The organism is Acinetobacter sp. RUH 2624 (assembly GCF_000162375.2).
In the GTDB taxonomy this organism is placed as follows: Bacteria; Pseudomonadota; Gammaproteobacteria; order Pseudomonadales; family Moraxellaceae; genus Acinetobacter; species Acinetobacter nosocomialis.
Genome location: NZ_KI391940.1, coordinates 430,344 through 447,753 on the forward strand (window position 1 = coordinate 430,344; position 17,410 = coordinate 447,753).

The 17,410-nt window shown below is 40.5% G+C and carries 16 protein-coding genes; 8 read left to right on the forward strand and 8 right to left on the reverse strand.

The genetic code is table 11. The features are described from left to right. Nucleotides 1-33 precede the first annotated feature (33 nt). Nucleotides 34-1,173, forward strand: coding sequence for a threonine synthase (gene thrC / locus HMPREF0014_RS24075; protein ID WP_002048893.1), 1,140 nt, complete (start codon nucleotides 34-36; stop codon nucleotides 1,171-1,173). A 108-nt stretch (nucleotides 1,174-1,281) separates the two neighbouring features. On the opposite strand, the gene pbpG is transcribed toward thrC, so the two are convergent. Continuing rightward, a complete protein-coding gene (gene pbpG / locus HMPREF0014_RS24080) occupies nucleotides 1,282-2,328 on the reverse strand; it encodes a D-alanyl-D-alanine endopeptidase PBP7/8 (protein WP_006581172.1) in 1,047 nt (348 codons plus the stop codon). Nucleotides 2,329-2,539: 211 nt separating this feature from the next. Here pbpG and HMPREF0014_RS24085 point away from each other — a divergent pair, with 211 nt between their 5' ends. Genes HMPREF0014_RS24085 through HMPREF0014_RS24095 form a run of 3 tightly spaced genes read left to right on the forward strand, consistent with a single transcriptional unit; the run spans nucleotide 2,540 to nucleotide 6,200 of the window. Continuing rightward, nucleotides 2,540-3,175 carry a response regulator gene (locus tag HMPREF0014_RS24085; protein ID WP_000633799.1) on the forward strand — a complete coding sequence of 212 codons (636 nt, stop codon included), beginning with the start codon at nucleotides 2,540-2,542 and terminating at the stop codon, nucleotides 3,173-3,175. Nucleotides 3,176-3,185: 10 nt separating this feature from the next. Continuing rightward, nucleotides 3,186-4,754, forward strand: coding sequence for a PAS domain-containing sensor histidine kinase (locus HMPREF0014_RS24090; protein WP_006581173.1), 1,569 nt, complete (start codon nucleotides 3,186-3,188; stop codon nucleotides 4,752-4,754). A 24-nt stretch (nucleotides 4,755-4,778) separates the two neighbouring features. Then, nucleotides 4,779-6,200: a sigma-54 dependent transcriptional regulator gene (locus tag HMPREF0014_RS24095; protein WP_006581174.1), complete on the forward strand. Its 1,422-nt coding sequence runs from the start codon at nucleotides 4,779-4,781 to the stop codon at nucleotides 6,198-6,200. A gap of 3 nt (nucleotides 6,201-6,203) precedes the next feature. Here the strand turns inward: HMPREF0014_RS24095 and HMPREF0014_RS24100 are convergent, their stop codons facing one another. The 4 genes from HMPREF0014_RS24100 to lptF form a co-directional block, all read right to left on the reverse strand. Further along, entirely contained in the window at nucleotides 6,204-7,388 is a 1,185-nt protein-coding gene (locus HMPREF0014_RS24100; protein ID WP_006581175.1) for a S41 family peptidase, read from the reverse strand. A 15-nt stretch (nucleotides 7,389-7,403) separates the two neighbouring features. Then, on the reverse strand, nucleotides 7,404-8,951 hold the full coding sequence (gene gpmI, locus HMPREF0014_RS24105) for a 2,3-bisphosphoglycerate-independent phosphoglycerate mutase (RefSeq protein ID WP_006581176.1): 1,548 nt from the start codon (nucleotides 8,949-8,951) through the stop codon (nucleotides 7,404-7,406). Between the two features lie 125 nt (nucleotides 8,952-9,076). Next, a complete protein-coding gene (lptG, locus tag HMPREF0014_RS24110) occupies nucleotides 9,077-10,147 on the reverse strand; it encodes an LPS export ABC transporter permease LptG (RefSeq protein ID WP_002048976.1) in 1,071 nt (356 codons plus the stop codon). Continuing rightward, entirely contained in the window at nucleotides 10,147-11,247 is a 1,101-nt protein-coding gene (lptF, locus tag HMPREF0014_RS24115; RefSeq protein ID WP_006581177.1) for an LPS export ABC transporter permease LptF, read from the reverse strand. The genes lptG and lptF overlap by 1 nt, the downstream gene beginning before the upstream one ends. A gap of 143 nt (nucleotides 11,248-11,390) precedes the next feature. On the opposite strand from lptF, the gene HMPREF0014_RS24120 reads away from it, so the two are divergent. The 4 genes from HMPREF0014_RS24120 to HMPREF0014_RS24135 all read left to right on the forward strand — a co-directional run bounded on the left by HMPREF0014_RS24120 (nucleotide 11,391) and on the right by HMPREF0014_RS24135 (nucleotide 14,265). After that, complete coding sequence (locus HMPREF0014_RS24120; protein WP_006581178.1) at nucleotides 11,391-12,839, forward strand: leucyl aminopeptidase; 1,449 nt, start codon at nucleotides 11,391-11,393, stop codon at nucleotides 12,837-12,839. After that, the gene (locus HMPREF0014_RS24125) at nucleotides 12,832-13,239 is read left to right on the forward strand and encodes a DNA polymerase III subunit chi (RefSeq protein WP_006581179.1); all 408 of its coding nucleotides are present in this window, start codon (nucleotides 12,832-12,834) and stop codon (nucleotides 13,237-13,239) included. Before HMPREF0014_RS24120 ends, HMPREF0014_RS24125 begins: the two co-directional genes overlap by 8 nt. 38 nt (nucleotides 13,240-13,277) lie before the next feature. Continuing rightward, complete coding sequence (locus HMPREF0014_RS24130) at nucleotides 13,278-13,916, forward strand: hypothetical protein (protein WP_017393526.1); 639 nt, start codon at nucleotides 13,278-13,280, stop codon at nucleotides 13,914-13,916. Between the two features lie 130 nt (nucleotides 13,917-14,046). Continuing rightward, nucleotides 14,047-14,265 (forward strand): hypothetical protein, encoded by a 219-nt coding sequence (locus HMPREF0014_RS24135; protein ID WP_002048916.1) that lies wholly within the window; start codon nucleotides 14,047-14,049, stop codon nucleotides 14,263-14,265. A gap of 58 nt (nucleotides 14,266-14,323) precedes the next feature. Here the strand turns inward: HMPREF0014_RS24135 and HMPREF0014_RS24140 are convergent, their stop codons facing one another. Genes HMPREF0014_RS24140 through ribD form a run of 3 tightly spaced genes read right to left on the reverse strand, consistent with a single transcriptional unit; the run spans nucleotide 14,324 to nucleotide 17,400 of the window. After that, entirely contained in the window at nucleotides 14,324-14,983 is a 660-nt protein-coding gene (locus HMPREF0014_RS24140) for a riboflavin synthase (protein WP_006581181.1), read from the reverse strand. A 42-nt stretch (nucleotides 14,984-15,025) separates the two neighbouring features. Further along, nucleotides 15,026-16,318, reverse strand: a complete 1,293-nt coding sequence (locus HMPREF0014_RS24145) for a DNA adenine methylase (protein WP_001083669.1) — start codon at nucleotides 16,316-16,318, stop codon at nucleotides 15,026-15,028. Then, nucleotides 16,315-17,400, reverse strand: a complete 1,086-nt coding sequence (ribD, locus tag HMPREF0014_RS24150) for a bifunctional diaminohydroxyphosphoribosylaminopyrimidine deaminase/5-amino-6-(5-phosphoribosylamino)uracil reductase RibD (protein WP_006582288.1) — start codon at nucleotides 17,398-17,400, stop codon at nucleotides 16,315-16,317. The genes HMPREF0014_RS24145 and ribD overlap by 4 nt, the downstream gene beginning before the upstream one ends. Between the last annotated feature and the right edge of the window lie 10 nt (nucleotides 17,401-17,410).

A 17,410-nucleotide genomic window follows, 5' to 3' on the forward strand; every position in this document is an offset into this window, starting at 1 on the left:
TCTCCCGCTTCACCTCATAATTGGAACACCATCATGTCTAATGCCAATCGTTATACTGGTCTTGTAGATCGTTATCGTGACCGTTTGCCAGTTTCGGCAACTACTCGTGCTATCTCTTTGGGTGAAGGCAACACCCCTCTCATTAAACTTGAGAATATTCCACGTATTATTGGCAAAGATGTTGAAATTTATGTGAAATATGAGGGCTTAAACCCGACTGGTTCATTTAAAGACCGTGGTATGACCATGGCTGTAACCAAAGCGGTTGAAGAAGGTTCTAAAGCAATTATCTGTGCATCTACAGGTAACACTTCTGCTGCCGCCGCCGCATACGCTGCGCGTGCTGGTATCAAAGCATTTGTTTTGATCCCAGAAGGCAAAATCGCAATGGGTAAAATGGCTCAAGCCATGATGTATGGTGCGATCACTATGCAAATCCGTGGTAACTTCGATGATGGTATGCGTCTAGTAAAAGAAGTGGCTGATCAAGCTCCTGTAACGATTGTAAACTCAATCAACCCTTACCGTTTACAAGGTCAAAAGACGATTGCTTATGAAATTGTTGAAGCTTTAGGCCGTGCACCTGACTATCACTGCTTGCCAGTAGGAAACGCAGGTAACATTACAGCTCACTGGATGGGTTATACAGAAGCTGTAGCAAACCAACCTGCTGATCAGTTCGAACAAGTGATTTATGATGCTGCGACCGATCAATTTACCGGTCCTAAACCAGAAGGCTTACCAACAATGGTAGGTTACCAAGCTTCTGGTGCAGCTCCATTCTTACGTGGTGCTCCAGTTGAAAGCCCTGAAACAGTTGCAACTGCAATCCGTATTGGTAATCCACAAAGCTGGAACCATGCAAAAGCTGTGGTACGCGACTCTAAAGGCTGGTTTGATGAACTTCAAGACAGCGAAATTTTAGAAGCTCAACGCTTACTTTCTATGTATGAAGGTGTATTTGTTGAGCCAGCGTCTGCTGCTTCTATCGGCGGTGCAATCCGTGATATTAAAGCAGGTAAAATTGCTGAAGGTTCTGTTATCGTATGTACAGTAACTGGTAATGGTTTGAAAGATCCTGATACTGCAATCAAACAATGTGCTGATGCAGTGATGTTGTCAATTGATGCAACAATGGATCAAGTAAAAGATTCAATTTTATCTAATATGTAAAATCTGAATTTTTATAAAAAACGGCTGTATTAAACAGCCGTTTTTTTATGTTGTTTAAAATGGCATAAAAAAACGCTTCTTAATAGAAGCGTTTTTAAAATATTTAACTTAAATACGTTTTGGCAAATTACTTAACCAACCTAACAAGTTAGTTGCATCGTTATTACGCGCCTGTGTACTTGGTTCACCAAGCAATACAATGACTGCTGGACGTGAGTTCACAGTAGTATGCATAACAACACAACGGCCTGCTTCATTAATATAACCAGTCTTAGATAAGTTGATATTCCAACCACCATTACGCACTAAAGCATTGGTATTGTTTGACTTGAGTACACGGTAACCTAAATTAAAGTCGTAAGTCGGTGTTGTTGAGAATTGACGTATCAAACCATACTGAGACGCTGTACTCGCCAAAATTCCCAAGTCACGCGCCGAAGAGACATTACGTGGGTCTAAACCAGTTGATTCGTAATAATGAGTGGCATTCATACCCAAAGAACGTGCTTTAGCATTCATCGCTGCTACGAATGCAGGACGACCGCCCGGATAAGTACGCGCTAAAGCTGCTGCCGCTGGGTTTTCTGACTTCATTAAAGCAAACAGAAGAACTTCTGCACGGTTCATCTTGTCGCCCACACGTAAGGTAGAGCTTGAGTTCTTACCATTTGCACCGGCAAAATCGATTTGCTCAAGTGTAATTTCTTCTGACATGTTTAAACGCGCATCTGCGGTTACAACTGCTGTCATTAATTTGGTAATAGACGCAATCGGTACTGACGCGTTGGTGTTTTTACTATAAAGGACCTCACCCGTTTGCGCATCCATTACAAGTGCAGCACGTGCACTAACACTCGGCTGGGCATTATAGCCCACGGTATCACGGATTGGAGCAACTCTAGGTATAGAGCTAATAACTTTCGGTGCATTACTGCCACGTAAAGTTGTAGTAACAGACGTTGAACCTTGCGGAGTCGGCTCATCATCTTCATCATTTAAAAGTTGACTAGCATCCGCTGCAGACCAATTTAAACTTGCAGTACCAGTACTCCCTGAGGACGGGTTATTGACGAGTTCTGCAAAGCTTGTTGAACTCAAACTAAGCAAAATAGACATGCTTAACACATGCATTAAAGACTTTTTAGAATTTTTCACGGCACAATACTCGACTCAGGGTGACACACATTTGCGCTTACTATCATTATGCCTTACATTTGAGATATAAGGTATAAAGCTTTACCGACACAATTGTGCACAACTATTCGCTCACTATAGAAGAATAGGATTGCTAATTTTGTCATTCCATTGCAAGCTTATTTTGCTTTATGTAACAAAAAACTTGTTTTTTGAAAGAAAGGAGGTCTTCTTGATTACAGTTTTAGTTGTCGATGACCATGAACTGGTACGTACGGGTATTTGCCGTATGTTAGAAGATCATGCAGATGTTGAGGTAATTGGACAAGCCGAATCTGGGGAAGAAGCTATTGCTATCGTTCGCCAGCAACATCCGCAAGTCGTACTACTTGATGTCAACATGCCAGGCATCGGTGGTGTAGAAACAACTCGTCGTTTATTACAAACAGCTCCAGAGACGAAAGTGATTGCTGTAAGTGGCCTTGCCGAAGAACCCTACCCATCTTTATTGCTAAAAGCTGGAGCAAAAGGCTATATCACCAAAGGAGCCCCAATTGCCGAGATGGTTCGTGCAATTAATAAGGTCATGCAGGGTGGTAAATATTTTAGTGCCGATATTGCCGAGCAACTGGCAAGCTCTTATTTATCTGATACTCAACAATCTCCTTTCGATTCGTTATCGGAGCGGGAAATGCAAGTTGCGATGATGGTCGTTAACTGTATTAGCGCACAAGAAATTGCCGATAAACTTTTTGTAAGTGTGAAAACTGTAAATACTTACCGTTACCGTATTTTTGAAAAGTTAGGAATTGATAGTGATGTAAAACTCACACATCTTGCGATTCGTTACGGTCTGATCAAACCATAATCAGACTTACATGCACTCTCCTTTAAATTCATCCCTGTCCCATACGATTTTTCGTTTGGGCACTTGGTATGGTTTATACCGTCTTATTATTGCGGTTAGCCTGAATATTATTTTGGTTTTAACCAATGCTCAAACCGACAATAGTTTGCAGCAACCCTCTTTATATTTTTACACTTTACTAAGCTATTCAATTGTAAGTCTTGTGCAATTGTTATGCTTTAAATTTATTGCTATCCAAACTACTCGGCAGCTTATTTTATTTTTTATTGTCGACATTATTTGTTTAAGCCTCCTTTCATTTTCTGCTGGGGAGCCTAATTTACAAATTAGTTTGCTGTATGTGATTGCTATCTTTACTTCGGCGATTTTGCTCAGTGCAAGAGTGTCTTTAGTTATTACCTTACTTGCGGTTATTGCGGTTATTTACCAACGCTTCGTGGGTAGTTTATTTGACTACAACAATCTAAACACAATCGGTAATAGCGCTTTATTAGCTTTTTTATTTTTCGTTGTTCACGGGATTGGACAAATTGCAGTGCAGCGCTTTAAATTACTTGAAGCACTCACCTTTCACCAGTCAATCGAGCTTTACCAGCTTCAAAATATTAACCGTTATATTTTAGAGCAAATTGAACAAGGCTATTTAGTTTTAGACGAAAATTACGACATTGTTGTTAGCAATCCCGCTGCTTGTTCATTGCTTGGTATTCCTCCCCAGTTTGCCAATGAAAAATATCCTTTAGCAAAGTGGCATGCCGATTTATTTGAAATATTGAAGTTTGGCGACTTAAAAGAAAATGACCGATTTATTTTTGAGTCTCGGCTATCGGCTTATTCCATTAATATTAAAGTGCAGCATCTTTTAGTGCCACAACAAGCTCTGACACTACTCATTTTACAAGATGCCCAACAAATTAATCAGCAAGCACAGCAACTCAAACTTGCCGCTTTAGGGCAACTCTCGGCAAGTATTGCACATGAAATCCGCAATCCTCTGGCTGCAATTGTTCAAGCAAATGAGTTACTTAAAGATAGTGATCTCGAACAACAAAATACTTTACGCCATATGATTGGCAAGCAAACTAAACGCATTGATAGTATTGTTCAGGACACCTTAGGACTTGCTCGTAGCGAAAGAACACACCCTATTCAGATTGACTTAAACAATTTTATAAATACGCTACTCGATGAAGATTTATCTGACGTTAAGCACTCAATTCAACTCAAAATTTCTGATCGTTCTTTAAAATTTTTATTTGACGAAAAACAACTAAGACAAGTCATGATCAATTTAGTGCGAAATGCTTTACGACACAATGCACCCGACTCACCGAATGTCATGATAAACATTCATTCACAAACAAATAAAATTTATATTGATGTGATCGATTACGGTGAAGGTGTTTCAAAACGTGATATATCTCAATTATTTAAACCATTTTTTAGTACCGAAATTAATGGAACTGGTTTAGGATTATACTTGTCTCATAGTTTTTGTGAGGCAAACCATGCAAAGCTCACCTATGTAGAGCAAATACAAGGGGCATGCTTCAGAATAGAATGCCCAATAATATATTGATTTTTTTATTAGGTTTTTGGGGAAATGGCAGAACAGCAACCACTCGTTTTGCTTGTAGACGATGAGGAAGATTTGTGCCTTTTAATGCAAATGACACTTGCACGAATGGGGATTAAAACACATCTTGCTTATCGGGTTGAACAGGCCAAACAACTCTTCACACAGTTTCATTACGATGCATGTTTAACCGATCTAAACTTACCCGATGGGAGTGGGTTAGAGTTAGTCAAACATGTCTCTCAAAATTATACAAACACACCCATTGCGGTTTTAACTGCTTACGGCAATATGGATATTGCAATTGCAGCATTAAAAGCAGGTGCTTTTGATTTTGTAAGCAAACCGGTCAACCAAGTACATCTAGATCAATTATTACAGAAAGCCTTAAATCGGCAAAAAATAGAGCATGATTTTGCAGAGAGTGCTCTAGAAAACAAATTATTAATCGGCCGCTCTCAGCCTATTCAACAACTACGCATCGCAATTAAAAAAATTGCTCGTTCTCAAGCACCTGTATTTGTTACTGGCGAGTCTGGAACAGGTAAAGAAGTGGTTGCCAACCTAGTTCATCGGCTGAGTAACCGTAGTGAAGGGCCTTTTATTGCGATTAACTGTGGCGCTATTCCAACTGAACTGATGGAAAGCGAGCTGTTCGGACATAAAAAAGGTAGCTTTACAGGGGCAACGCAAGACAAACAAGGCCTCATTTTATCTGCTCATGGTGGCAGTTTATTTTTAGATGAAATTGCCGAATTACCACTCAGTATGCAGGTTAAATTACTACGTGCAGTACAAGAAAAAAAGATTCGTCCTGTCGGTTCCGATCAGGAAATTGATGTTGATTTTCGGGTGATTAGTGCGAGTCATCAAGACTTAGAGTTATTGGTTCGACAAGGCAAATTTCGTCAGGATTTATTCTTCCGAATCCATGTTATGGATCTCATGTTACCGCCTTTACGCGAACGTGGTGAAGATGTCTTGTTACTTGCGAATCACTTTATTCAGAAAATTTGTATGGAGTGGGAAACCCCACTTAAACAATTAACTGAGGCTGCTGAAACTTATCTGCTACAACAACACTTTCCCGGCAATGTTCGCGAATTAAGAAATATGATTGAGCGAGCAATTACTTTAAGTGACGATGCCAATATTGATGTACCGCATTTGCACCCAGCCCCTTTAAGAGCAAATATTTCTAATTCAATCGCAACGGTATCTCAAAGCTTGCAGAATCCCGTAGCTACGCCACAGATTGTAAAAAAATTACCAAGTGAGGGTCTAGAACGTTATTTAGAGAGTATTGAAAAAGATATTCTGCTCAATGCACTCAATATGACCCATTGGAATCGAACCTTAGCAGCTAAAAAATTAGGAATGACTTTCCGTTCTTTACGCTACCGTTTGAAGAAATTTGGGTTAGATACTGAAACTGAACAGGAAGTATAAAGCTTACTTCCTTTTTAGAAGTAGGTCGGCAACACGCTCTAAATAAACTTCGTCTTTCATTTCTGGAGGCAAGGGATAGGTCTGGTTAGGCTGAATACCTTGACCTTCGATCATATTACCATTTGGCGTGTAGTAATGTGAGACCGTCATTTGCAAGGCTGCCCCACTTGGCAAAGGGAAAAGTTTCTGTACAACGCCCTTTCCATAACTTTTTTCACCGATGACCCAAGCACGTTGATGCTCTTTCATTGCAGCAGTAAAAACTTCTGCTGCCGAGGCAGATCGGTGATTAATTAAAATACCAACTTTTATATTTTGAAAATCATTTCCCGGTAAAGCCTGAAATTGCTGATTACCTTCTGAACGACTTTTTGTAGAAACAATAATGCCATGATTTAAAAATAAATCGGCTGACTCAACAGCAGCAGATAGCAGCCCGCCTGGGTTATTTCTTAAATCAATTAATACAGCTTTTAAACGCGAAGAACTATTTTCTTCAATTAAACGTTTAATCTCATTGGCGGTATCTTGCTGGAATACTCTAATTTTTAGTACCAATACCTGATTATGTAACATGACAGGTTCGATATCAGTTTCAATCTTTTTATTACGGACTAAACTGATTGGGGTATTTGACTCTTCTGTCTGTACTTGCAGCGTTGAACCTATTGAACCATACAACAAACCAAGCACCTGATCTTGGGTTAGATTTTTAAGTTCCTGATTATCTATCTTTAAAATGGTCTGTCCATTTCTCAAGCCTAGTTTATATGAATCAGAACCTGCCTTTAGGTCACGAATCATCCATTTATGGACATGTGCTTCTGGGCTTAATGCAAAATCAACCGAAGCAAGATCACCTTCGGTGTATTGAATGAGTTGACGGTATTCTTCAGCTGACAAATAGCGTGAGTAACGGTCTAGACCACTAACAAGACCTTTAATTGCTTGTAAAAATAAAGCATCGTCCGATTTTTCATCGACATAGTTATCGCGAACAATCCCATAAATTTGTACAAACTGCTGAATCGACTCAATAGGGACTTCTGCATAACTTTCTTCTGATTCTGGTGAATCAGCATGCTGAGGCGATAATTTTTCTTTTACAACAGGAGCAGCAAGAGCAAACTGGCTGCAACACATCAATACACTACCCAAAAAAGCTTTATATATATTGTGTTGCAGCATTTAGTCACCTATCGCTTATGCAGATAATGTAATCAGATTACGACCTTGCATTTCCGCAGGTACAGGAATCTGCATTAGATGAAGGATAGTCGGTGCAACATCTGCAAGTACACCACCTTCTGCGATAGTCGCTTGTGTTGGACCAACATAAATAAATGGTACAAGCTCTGTTGTATGTTGAGTATGAACTTGGCCACTTTCGTAGTCCTGCATTTGCTCAACATTACCATGGTCAGCAGTAATAAGCATATGACCTTTCTTGGCCATCACAGCTTCGTATACACGACCTAAACATGTATCAACTGCTTCAACCGCCTTAACCGCGGCATCAAATACGCCTGTATGACCGACCATATCACCATTGGCATAATTCACAACAAGTAAATCGTACTCACCCGAGTTAATTGCCTTAACGAGTTCATCAGTTACTTCATAAGCACTCATTTCAGGCTTTAGATCATATGTCGCAACGTTTGGTGATGGAATTAGAATACGCTTCTCACCTGGGTATTCATCTTCTCGACCACCACTAAAGAAGAAAGTCACATGCGCATATTTTTCTGTTTCAGCAATACGTAATTGCGTTTTGCCAAGAGAAGATAAATATTCACCAAGTGAGTTTTTCAACTCTTCAGGCATATATGCCACAGGTGCATCAATGCTGGCCTGATAACGTGTCAACATGACAAATTTAGAAAGGTTCGGTACAACTTTACGCTCAAAACCTGCGAAGTCCTTTTCAACAAACGCACGTGTAATTTCACGAGCACGGTCAGCACGGAAGTTCATGAAAACAACGCTATCGCCATCTTGAACTTTAGCCACATCACCAATACGAGTTGCTTTCACAAATTCATCATTTTCATTGGCTGCATATGCAAGTTCTAAACCTTCAACAGCAGTATTTGCAGTACGAACTGCTTCACCTTCGGTCAATAGACGGTAAGCCTGTTCTACACGGTCCCAACGATTATCGCGATCCATTGCAAAATAGCGGCCAATCATAGTTGCAATACGGCCCTTGCCTTCATATTGAGCAAATAGAGCGTCTAATTTTTCTAGTGAAGATTGTGCACTACGTGGAGGAGTATCACGACCATCAAGGAATGCATGAAGATAAACTTTTGCACCACGTTTTAATGCGAGTTCACACATCGCCACAATGTGGTCTTCATGTGAGTGAACGCCACCTTCTGAGAGCAAGCCCATAATATGAACTGCACCACCAGCATCTTTGGCTTTTTCAACAGCATCAATTAATACTTCATGTTTGAAAAAGTCGCCAGTACGGATGTCTTTAGTAATACGGGTAAAATCTTGATACAACACACGTCCAGCGCCAAGATTCATATGGCCAACTTCAGAATTACCCATTTGTCCATCAGGTAGACCTACATCTTCACCAGAACCAGAAATAAGACTATTTGGATGCTTTGCTTTCATTGCAGTTAAATTCGGGGTTTTTGCTGCAAGAAAAGCATTATCTTCAATCGCTTCACGGTGTCCAACACCATCCATAATGACCAGAACGTGAGGGATCTTGCCAGCAGTTGCATCCGTCATAATCAATTTCTCTTTTGTCTACAATTTCATCGCCATATCTTACCGAATTTTCGGTGAAGACTCTATTTTTTCCTATGGCTTTCACCAATGCATCTCATTGAGAAAGCCATTTATATTCTTTCGAATTAGCGAGCACGGTAAAGTAAGTAACTACCGGCACCAAACATTAAAATAATAGGTACAAGTACAAACCACGCTGGTGAAGGCGCGTATACCAAACTTGCGTAACCCAAGAAATCTTGTAAGTAATAAAAGCCTAAACCGATAAAGAGTGCGATCACCAAACGAAAGCCCATTGACTGTTGACGCAGTGGACCAAAAATAAAAGAACAAGCCACTAATACAAGCGTAATCAATGAAAATGGAGAAGCAACTTTTTGCCAGAAAGCCAATTGGTAAGTTTTAGGAACTTGGCTATATTCATCCATATAGCGCATAAAACTAATGAGCTGACTTGGAGATAAGTCTTCAGGGTCTAAAGTCACCATGTGGACATATTTAGGTTGTAGAGCCAATCCTAAAGACTGCTGATCATGATTATTTAGTATCGAATTACCATCTGTAAGAATGTCTGTCTGGCTGGCTTTTTGCAAAGACCATTGACCGTCTTTAATAAACTTTCCTTGCTCTGCATTAATTACAGACTGCAAGTGATATTCTTTATCAAAGTCGACAACCTGAATATCTCTTAAGTTTCCTTGTGAGTTCGCATAGTCAATATAAATAAAACGTTGCCCTTCTCTTGACCAATAGCCTTTTACTTCGCCTAGAGCAGCAACTGAACGATGACTTTTGATACTTTGTGCTTTCTCATTGGTATAGGGAACAACCCATTCACTTAACGCAAAAGATAAAACAATCAGTAGCAAAGCTGAGCGCATTACCCAGCCCACAATACGCCATAAACTGATCCCAACCGAGCGCATCACGATGAGTTCACTGTTGGATGCTAAAGCGCCCAATCCAATTACCGCACCAATTAAGGCTGAAATAGGCAAAATTTCATATAGATAACGAGGAGCACCCCATAACACATAGATAAAAGCTTGCCATGCATTATAGTCAGGCTTTAACTCACCCAGTTCACCTAAATAGGTAAACAAGACTTGCAAAACAGATAAGACAATGGTGGTACCAAACATTGCAAGCGCAGTGGTTTTCGTCACATATTTGGCGACTATTCGACGTGCTAACATTATAATTTCACTCGCTTGATCTGTTTCTTGATTTTCGGCCCTAATTTCTGTTTACGTGAAAATATGGCAGCTGCAATTGCATAAACCAATAAAGCCGCTGGATACGCCCAAATATCGAGCTCACCTTTACTAATACGAGTCTTAATCGCAATCATAAGTACAATCAAGCTCGCAAAAATAAAAATAGATGGAATGAGACGATAATAACGACCTTGTCGAGGACTCACCTCAGACAACGCAACCGACATCATAAGAGCAACAATAATGGTAAACGGACCGAATAAACGCCAACCTAATTCACTTCTAATGACTGGATCATTTGTTTTAGCCAATAGTTTAGAGGTTGGAAGTGCCTCTACGTCACTACTCTCAAACTTGACGTCTTTATCATTCTCAAGTCTTAAACGATAAGACTGAAACTCTGCTTGCGTATATTTAGGTTGTCCCGGATATATTTCATAACGGCGCCCTTGAACCAGATCGACGACATTGGCAGTATCATTGGCAACCTCAACACGTGTTGCCTCTTTGGCCAAAATCATGACATCTGGTTTACCTTCTTTGGCAGCCCGCTGGTAAAAGAAAATATCTTTGAGGTTTTTACGGTCTTCCGACAGTGAACCTGCATAAATCGTATAAGGTCCTGAAGAAATAAACTCTCTTGGTCGAACCAAGTCAAAGCCTGTCCTTACAGCTTGGGTCGTTGTTAATTTTTCAAATTCACGTAGTCCCCACGGCGTCATCCACAGCATAAGCACAGACTGACAAACCATATAAACCAGTGTCATTGGAATGAGTAAGCGTGCCAATTGATGACGGCTTACGCCACTACCATTCAAGACAGCCATTTCATGGTCAACATATAAACGACCAAACACCAACATTAAACCAATAAAAAATCCCAGTGGTAAAATGAGGGTTAAAAATTCAGGTAAACGGTATCCAATGATGCTAAATAAAATACTTGCATCTAAACGCCCCTGTGCCGCCACACCAAAGTATTTGATCAGACGACCACCCATCATGATTAGGGTCAATAATGCGATGACCACCAATGAGGTAGAGACAACTTGCTTGACGAGATAACGCCGAATAATCAAATTAATACTTCCAAAAGGCTAAACGGGACGAACGCTAGTTTACCCGAATGTTAAAAATATAAAACCGCACATTGCAACGCTATGCTTGAAAGTGTTTCAATGTTTTAATCCAACATAACTTTCTATAGGCAATCACGGCAGCCATGAAATTTACAACTTATACAACTTTTCCTGAACAGACATCTAATGAATCTTTGTGGGTTTTAGTTGATTCAGAACAGCTACAAAGCAACCTCAATACATATCAAATCAATAACCTAGAAAGTATTCTTACGGCGACTCAATATAAAGCTAACTTCAATGAGACACTGCCATTATTTGGTCAGCTTAGCACTCAACCTCACAGCCAACTACTTGGTTTAGGAAAAGCAGCTGAACTTCAAGCAGTTAAGTTAGCAAAATTGGCACAAACCATTATCAAATCGACACAAAATAAATTTAAGCATATCGCAATTGATATTGCTGCATTACCTGTCGAATACCATTATTTATTTGCATTAAGCTTAACTCAAGCAGCTTATGGTTATGATGAGTTTAAATCGAAAAAAAATGAATTTGTGTTACAACAAGTTGATTTAATTAGTCCACATACTAGCCTTAATGAAAATCAACTTGCTTTAGTACATGCCGTACAATCTGGTCAATCTTTTGCGCGTGACTTAGGTAACCGTCCAGGTAATATCTGTTTCCCTGAATATTTGGCTGAACAGGCTTTAGCTTTAGCAGCAGAATTCCCTGATTTACTCAAAGTGACTGTCTTAAATGAGCAGCAAATGGCTGACTTAGGCATGTATGCTTTCCTTGCTGTGAGTAAAGGATCTGAGCGTCCGGGTCGTATTGTCACTCTTGAATACCAAGCACAGCTTGAACAAGCCCCTGTCGTACTTGTCGGCAAAGGCGTTACTTTTGATACAGGCGGTATTTCTTTAAAACCAGGCCTTGGCATGGATGAAATGAAGTTCGATATGTGTGGTGCAGCCTCTGTACTTGGTACGATTCGCGCACTATGTGAAGCACGCCTTCCAATTCATGTGGTAGGTGCGATTGCAGCAGCAGAAAATATGCCTTCGGGTAAAGCGACCCGCCCAGGCGATATCGTAACGACCATGAGCGGCCAAACTGTTGAAATTTTAAATACTGACGCTGAAGGCCGTTTAGTTCTTTGCGATACGTTAACGTATATCAAACGTTTCAATCCGGCAGTTGTGATTGATATCGCAACATTAACTGGTGCTTGTGTAGTGGCATTAGGTAAAGTGTTAAGCGGTTTATTCTCTCCTGACGATGCTTTAGCAACTGAGCTACAACAAGCTGGTGAGCAGTCATTCGACCGTGTATGGCGCATGCCAGTGATTGATGATTATCAAGAACTCTTGGACTCACCTTTTGCAGACATCGCTAACATTGGTGGACCACATGGTGGTGCAATTACAGCAGCCTGCTTCCTTGAGCGTTTTACTCGTGACTATCGTTGGGCTCATCTAGATGTAGCAGGAACAGCTTGGTTATCAGGTACAGCAAAAGGTGCAACTGGCCGTCCAGTACCACTACTTATGCAATTCTTGGCTAACCGTGTAAATACGAATGGCTAAAGTTAGCTTTTATCTGTTTGAAACCAGTGAAGAACGGCAAGTCGATAGTGCTTGCCGTTTATGTCGAAAGATCTTGCTGAAACATTCAAATATCTGGTGGTATTGCCCAGATGTACAGTTACAACAAACACTTGATGAAAAATTGTGGAGCTTTGATCCGACCAGTTTCATTGCACATGGGATTGATCAGGCAGACGCAGCAGTATGTATTTCGGCTAAACAACCTTCTGAACAAGGCTGGTTGGTATTTAATTTTAACAATCATGCACTTGAACAAGTGAATCATTTTAGCCACATTATAGAAATTGTTGAAAATAATGAAGCAGCCAAGCAAATTGGCCGAGAAAAATTTAAAATGTATCGTCGTTTAGGTATAGAACCTCGAACCTTTAAATTATAACGCGCTAAAATGTAGATACTGTTGAGCAAAGGAGAACTGTGGTGGCATTAAATGTCGGGCAAGATTTTAAAAAAAGATGGTTAAATGCGCCTGAAGCTGTCCGTCATGCCTATCAACAGGATTTGGCACGTATTTGTGATTTATTAGAGCCTCAGACGCCTATTCAACTTTGGGTACTCAATGATGAGAAGGCACAGCTAGAATCACAGCAAAACATTGAACAAGCTTATGCTGACTTAAAAGCAGAGTTAATCGAACAGGCACGTATTCGTCGTCAGCTTGCTTTAGAAAAGTCTCTTGCAGATAAGCGCGCAATGGAAGCAGCCTATGCTGCTGAATTACAAGCAGACGAAGTTCGTAAATTTAGTGAACAAACTCAAGCTCTACAAGCTTTCCGCAGTCATTTAGAACAAGAAGTTGCTGAACACACTGCGCGTTATCAGAAAAATCCTGAAACACCAGCAGTGAACTACTCTTCTGGGGTAAAACTTAGCATTACCGATGATCAAATCTTATCTGAGCTTGAAAGTTTACGTATTCGTTTAGAGCTTGAAGCTGAGAACTTAATTGAACAGTCTGTTACGGCTTTCCGAGCTAAGCTAAATTCGGCAGCTCAAGAAGAAATTGAATATATTTTAAAAAATTCTAAGTTTTCTGATGAAAAAATAGAAAAGTAAAGTTTATACAACGCTCCTTGTCATAAAAATGACATTTAATTGTCACAAAATAGTCATGCATAATATTCTTTTAGTTCAAATAATTATTAGAATAATGCATATGTATTTATGAAAATTAATGAGGGTAAAAATGGACATTCCACATCAGATTTCAATGCAACTTGAGCAGCTTAATCAGGGTGAGCAATGGACATTTTCAGCACAAGAACTTTATATGAGTCACAACGACTTTAATTCACTTTCAATTTTACTCACACGAGCGTCAGAAAAAGGTGAGTTTTCAATTACACGTACCCAGCATAATAAACCCTGGGTTGGCACACACTCGGTTACTCTGACCAAACATTAATTTCAAAAATAAAAAACCGGAACATATGTCCGGTTTTTTATTTTAGCGATTTAAAACTTTATTTTAAAAAGCCATTTTCAGCTAAGAAAGCCATACTAATATTTGACTCGGTTTTTTGTTCAGCAGCTTTATCACCCAGTAATAAACGCTCGATATAACGTGCTAATACATCAACTTCAAGGTTAACTTTGCTACCGACTTGCCATGTTCCAATATTGGTACGTTCTGCTGTGTGCGGAATTAAGTTCAAACTTAAAATATTACCGCGTAAATGATTAATGGTTAAACTAATACCATCTACTGTCACAGAACCTTTCTCTGCTAAGTATTTAGCAAGTTCTACAGGTGCTGTCACTTCATAATAAATTGAGCGAGCATCTTCACGGACTACGGTAATTTCACCTACACCATCAACATGACCACTTACAATGTGTCCACCAAAACGGGTTATTGGCAGCATCGCCTTTTCCACATTGACACGTTGACCCACTTTCCAGTTACCTAAAGTGGTACGGTTTAAACTTTCGCGAGAAACATCAGCTGCGTACCAGTTGTCTCCCCACTCAATAACGGTGAGACAGATCCCATTGGTTGCAATTGAGTCACCTAAATGTACATCCGACATATCCAAATCGGTTTGAATACGTAAACGCACATCGCCACCTACACTTTGCAGGCTTTCTACTTTACCTAAACTTTCAATAATGCCTGTAAACATGGCTCAATCTCCAAATCTTTTACACTGCTTAAATTGCAGCGCTTACCAAAGTGCGAGCTGCGTACTGTTACCTGAAGTATCTACACCACCTAGCTCGGCAAAGTGGTAAAGCTGGCCTAACAATTGACGTAACGGCGGCCCTGGTTTGGCATGAGTATCTGTAATCACAATAAACTCAAGCACACGTGCGCGCTCTGACTGACGTTGTTTACTTACGCGATAACGTGGAACATCTTGAGTCAATAAAGTGACTTTTCCACGCTCCAGATTGGCCATCAGTAAGTCTTTTGGCTCAATATTACCATCGGTCGAATAACTGGTCAGAATATAACGTGCATTGATGGTTGAAAGTAATTTTTCATACGCATCTTTTGCATGTTTAGAAGAGTTATAAGGACTTGGACGTTCTTTACGCCATGCACGGTCAATACCACTCTTATAGCCTTTCGTATCTGGCGGTGGTAAATCGACTTGATCCCATAACGTCAATGCATTTAGAACATGGTAGTTACTACTATAAGCATGCTGGTTATAAGGTGGATCAAGATAGGCTACATCTACTTCAAAACCGCTCATCTGGTTTGCTAAATGCTGAGCATCTACACACCACATTTCAGCAGCAGGGCGTTTACGGTCACCAATCTCACAAAAACGGCTCGGTGTGAGCCACAGCAATGATTCAATTCGTTCTAAGGCCGTTTGTGTACGTCCGCCCCACCCTTGGTGGAAGCTTTTAAATACACCACTGGTATTACTCACAAAACTTGCCGAATAGAGTAATGGCGCAAGCAAGGCACTCATTTCTACATCATTAATTGCGCCCTGTGCCTGCCATGTTGCAATCTGCTGGCGAATCGCATCAATGCGCATACCATTACGACGCTTAAAGAACAAACGGTCACGAGATGGATCATAGACATCATCATTACGAGGGCAAAGGTTATGCGTTACCCAACCTTTAACCTCAGGTAAGCGGTTTAAATAATCGATGGCTTTCTGGTAGCCACCAAGCTCTTTAAACGCGGGTGCATCGACACACGCTAAAATTGCATGATTTAAAGCATGGCTATAAGGTTCCCAGTCATTTGCAATGACTCGGTAACCGTTTTGGCGTGCCAAGCGAGACACCACACCACTACCTGCGAAGAAGTCGGCAAAAATCGGAGGATTCTTTTTCTTGCTGTTCAGCGTCCCTGTAATTTCCAGAGCTTCTAAAATCAAGTGGAGCAATCGGCGCTTGTTACCCAAGTATGGTACAAGCTGATGAAAAAGATATTCGTCTGTCGTGCGGGCTGCATGACGACGTTTGTGGTAAACCGAAGGCTCTGAATTCATACTTTCTCTTGCGTAGGGATTAACCTTAAGCGTATATCTTGATCAAGTTGTATTACATCAAGAAGTTTAAAACGAAGTTGCTGTGCCATATATTCAAAATCTGCGTTGAACATGGCTCTTGCACTTTGCCCCAATAAAGTCGGGGCAACATAACTGATCATTTCATCCACCAAACCTTCTTGCAAAAAGGCGGTAGACAATGTTGCGCCAGCTTCAACCAGCACATCATAAATTTGGTATTGCTTAGATAAGGCCTGTAATAGTGTTTTTAAAGGCTGAATTTCTAATTGTATCACGCCTAAGTCAGCAAGTTCCTGACGATATGGCCCCATCACCATGACAGTTTCAGGATTTTCTAAAATTTTAGCAGTGAGCGGTAAACGCCCTCTTCGATCTAGAATTACCCGTTTTGGCTGCGCAACTGTTTCGATATCAAGATTATGGAGTGACCGTACATTAAGCTGACAGTCATCAGCAATCACAGTATCAATACCTGTAATCACGGCACCTGAAATCGCACGCCAATGTTGGACATCTTGACGAGCAGCAGAACCAGTAATCCACTTCGACTCACCCGATGCCATTGCAGTACGCCCATCTAAACTAGAAGCAACTTTTAAACGCACATATGGCATGCCCGTAGACATCGCTTTTAAAAAGCCTTGATTAAGTTTGGCTGCTAAATCTTCACAAATCCCGATTTCTACTTCAATACCGGCATTTTTTAAGATCTGAACACCTTTACCTGCAACAAGCGGATTGGGATCGGGACACGCCACCACCACTTTTTTAACCTGTGCTTTAACCAATGCTTCAGCACACGGCGGGGTTCGTCCATAATGAGCACACGGCTCAAGCGTCACATAAGCAGTTGCGCCTTGTGCTTGTTCACCCGCCTGACGCAGCGCAAAAACTTCAGCATGAGGTTGACCAGCTTTCGGATGAAAACCTTCACCAATCACTTGATTGTCTTTGACAATAACACAACCGACATTTGGATTTGGTTTTGTCGAATAGAGTCCTCGTTTGGCAAGTTCAATGGCTTGCTGCATCCAGTACTGATCTTGTTTCAACTCAGACATATAAATCTCA

What these genes read in the sequence shown, in the direction of transcription:
- lptG (WP_002048976.1), bottom strand. Translation starts at nt 10,147, where the DNA reads ATGTTAGCACGTCGAATAGTCGCCAAATATGTGACGAAAACCACTGCG.
- thrC (WP_002048893.1), top strand. Translation starts at nt 34, where the DNA reads ATGTCTAATGCCAATCGTTATACTGGTCTTGTAGATCGTTATCGTGAC.
- HMPREF0014_RS24100 (WP_006581175.1), bottom strand. Translation starts at nt 7,388, where the DNA reads ATGCTGCAACACAATATATATAAAGCTTTTTTGGGTAGTGTATTGATG.
- HMPREF0014_RS24120 (WP_006581178.1), top strand. Translation starts at nt 11,391, where the DNA reads ATGAAATTTACAACTTATACAACTTTTCCTGAACAGACATCTAATGAA.
- ribD (WP_006582288.1), bottom strand. Translation starts at nt 17,400, where the DNA reads ATGTCTGAGTTGAAACAAGATCAGTACTGGATGCAGCAAGCCATTGAA.
- HMPREF0014_RS24140 (WP_006581181.1), bottom strand. Translation starts at nt 14,983, where the DNA reads ATGTTTACAGGCATTATTGAAAGTTTAGGTAAAGTAGAAAGCCTGCAA.
- HMPREF0014_RS24090 (WP_006581173.1), top strand. Translation starts at nt 3,186, where the DNA reads ATGCACTCTCCTTTAAATTCATCCCTGTCCCATACGATTTTTCGTTTG.
- HMPREF0014_RS24135 (WP_002048916.1), top strand. Translation starts at nt 14,047, where the DNA reads ATGGACATTCCACATCAGATTTCAATGCAACTTGAGCAGCTTAATCAG.
- HMPREF0014_RS24145 (WP_001083669.1), bottom strand. Translation starts at nt 16,318, where the DNA reads ATGAATTCAGAGCCTTCGGTTTACCACAAACGTCGTCATGCAGCCCGC.
- HMPREF0014_RS24125 (WP_006581179.1), top strand. Translation starts at nt 12,832, where the DNA reads ATGGCTAAAGTTAGCTTTTATCTGTTTGAAACCAGTGAAGAACGGCAA.
- gpmI (WP_006581176.1), bottom strand. Translation starts at nt 8,951, where the DNA reads ATGACGGATGCAACTGCTGGCAAGATCCCTCACGTTCTGGTCATTATG.
- HMPREF0014_RS24095 (WP_006581174.1), top strand. Translation starts at nt 4,779, where the DNA reads ATGGCAGAACAGCAACCACTCGTTTTGCTTGTAGACGATGAGGAAGAT.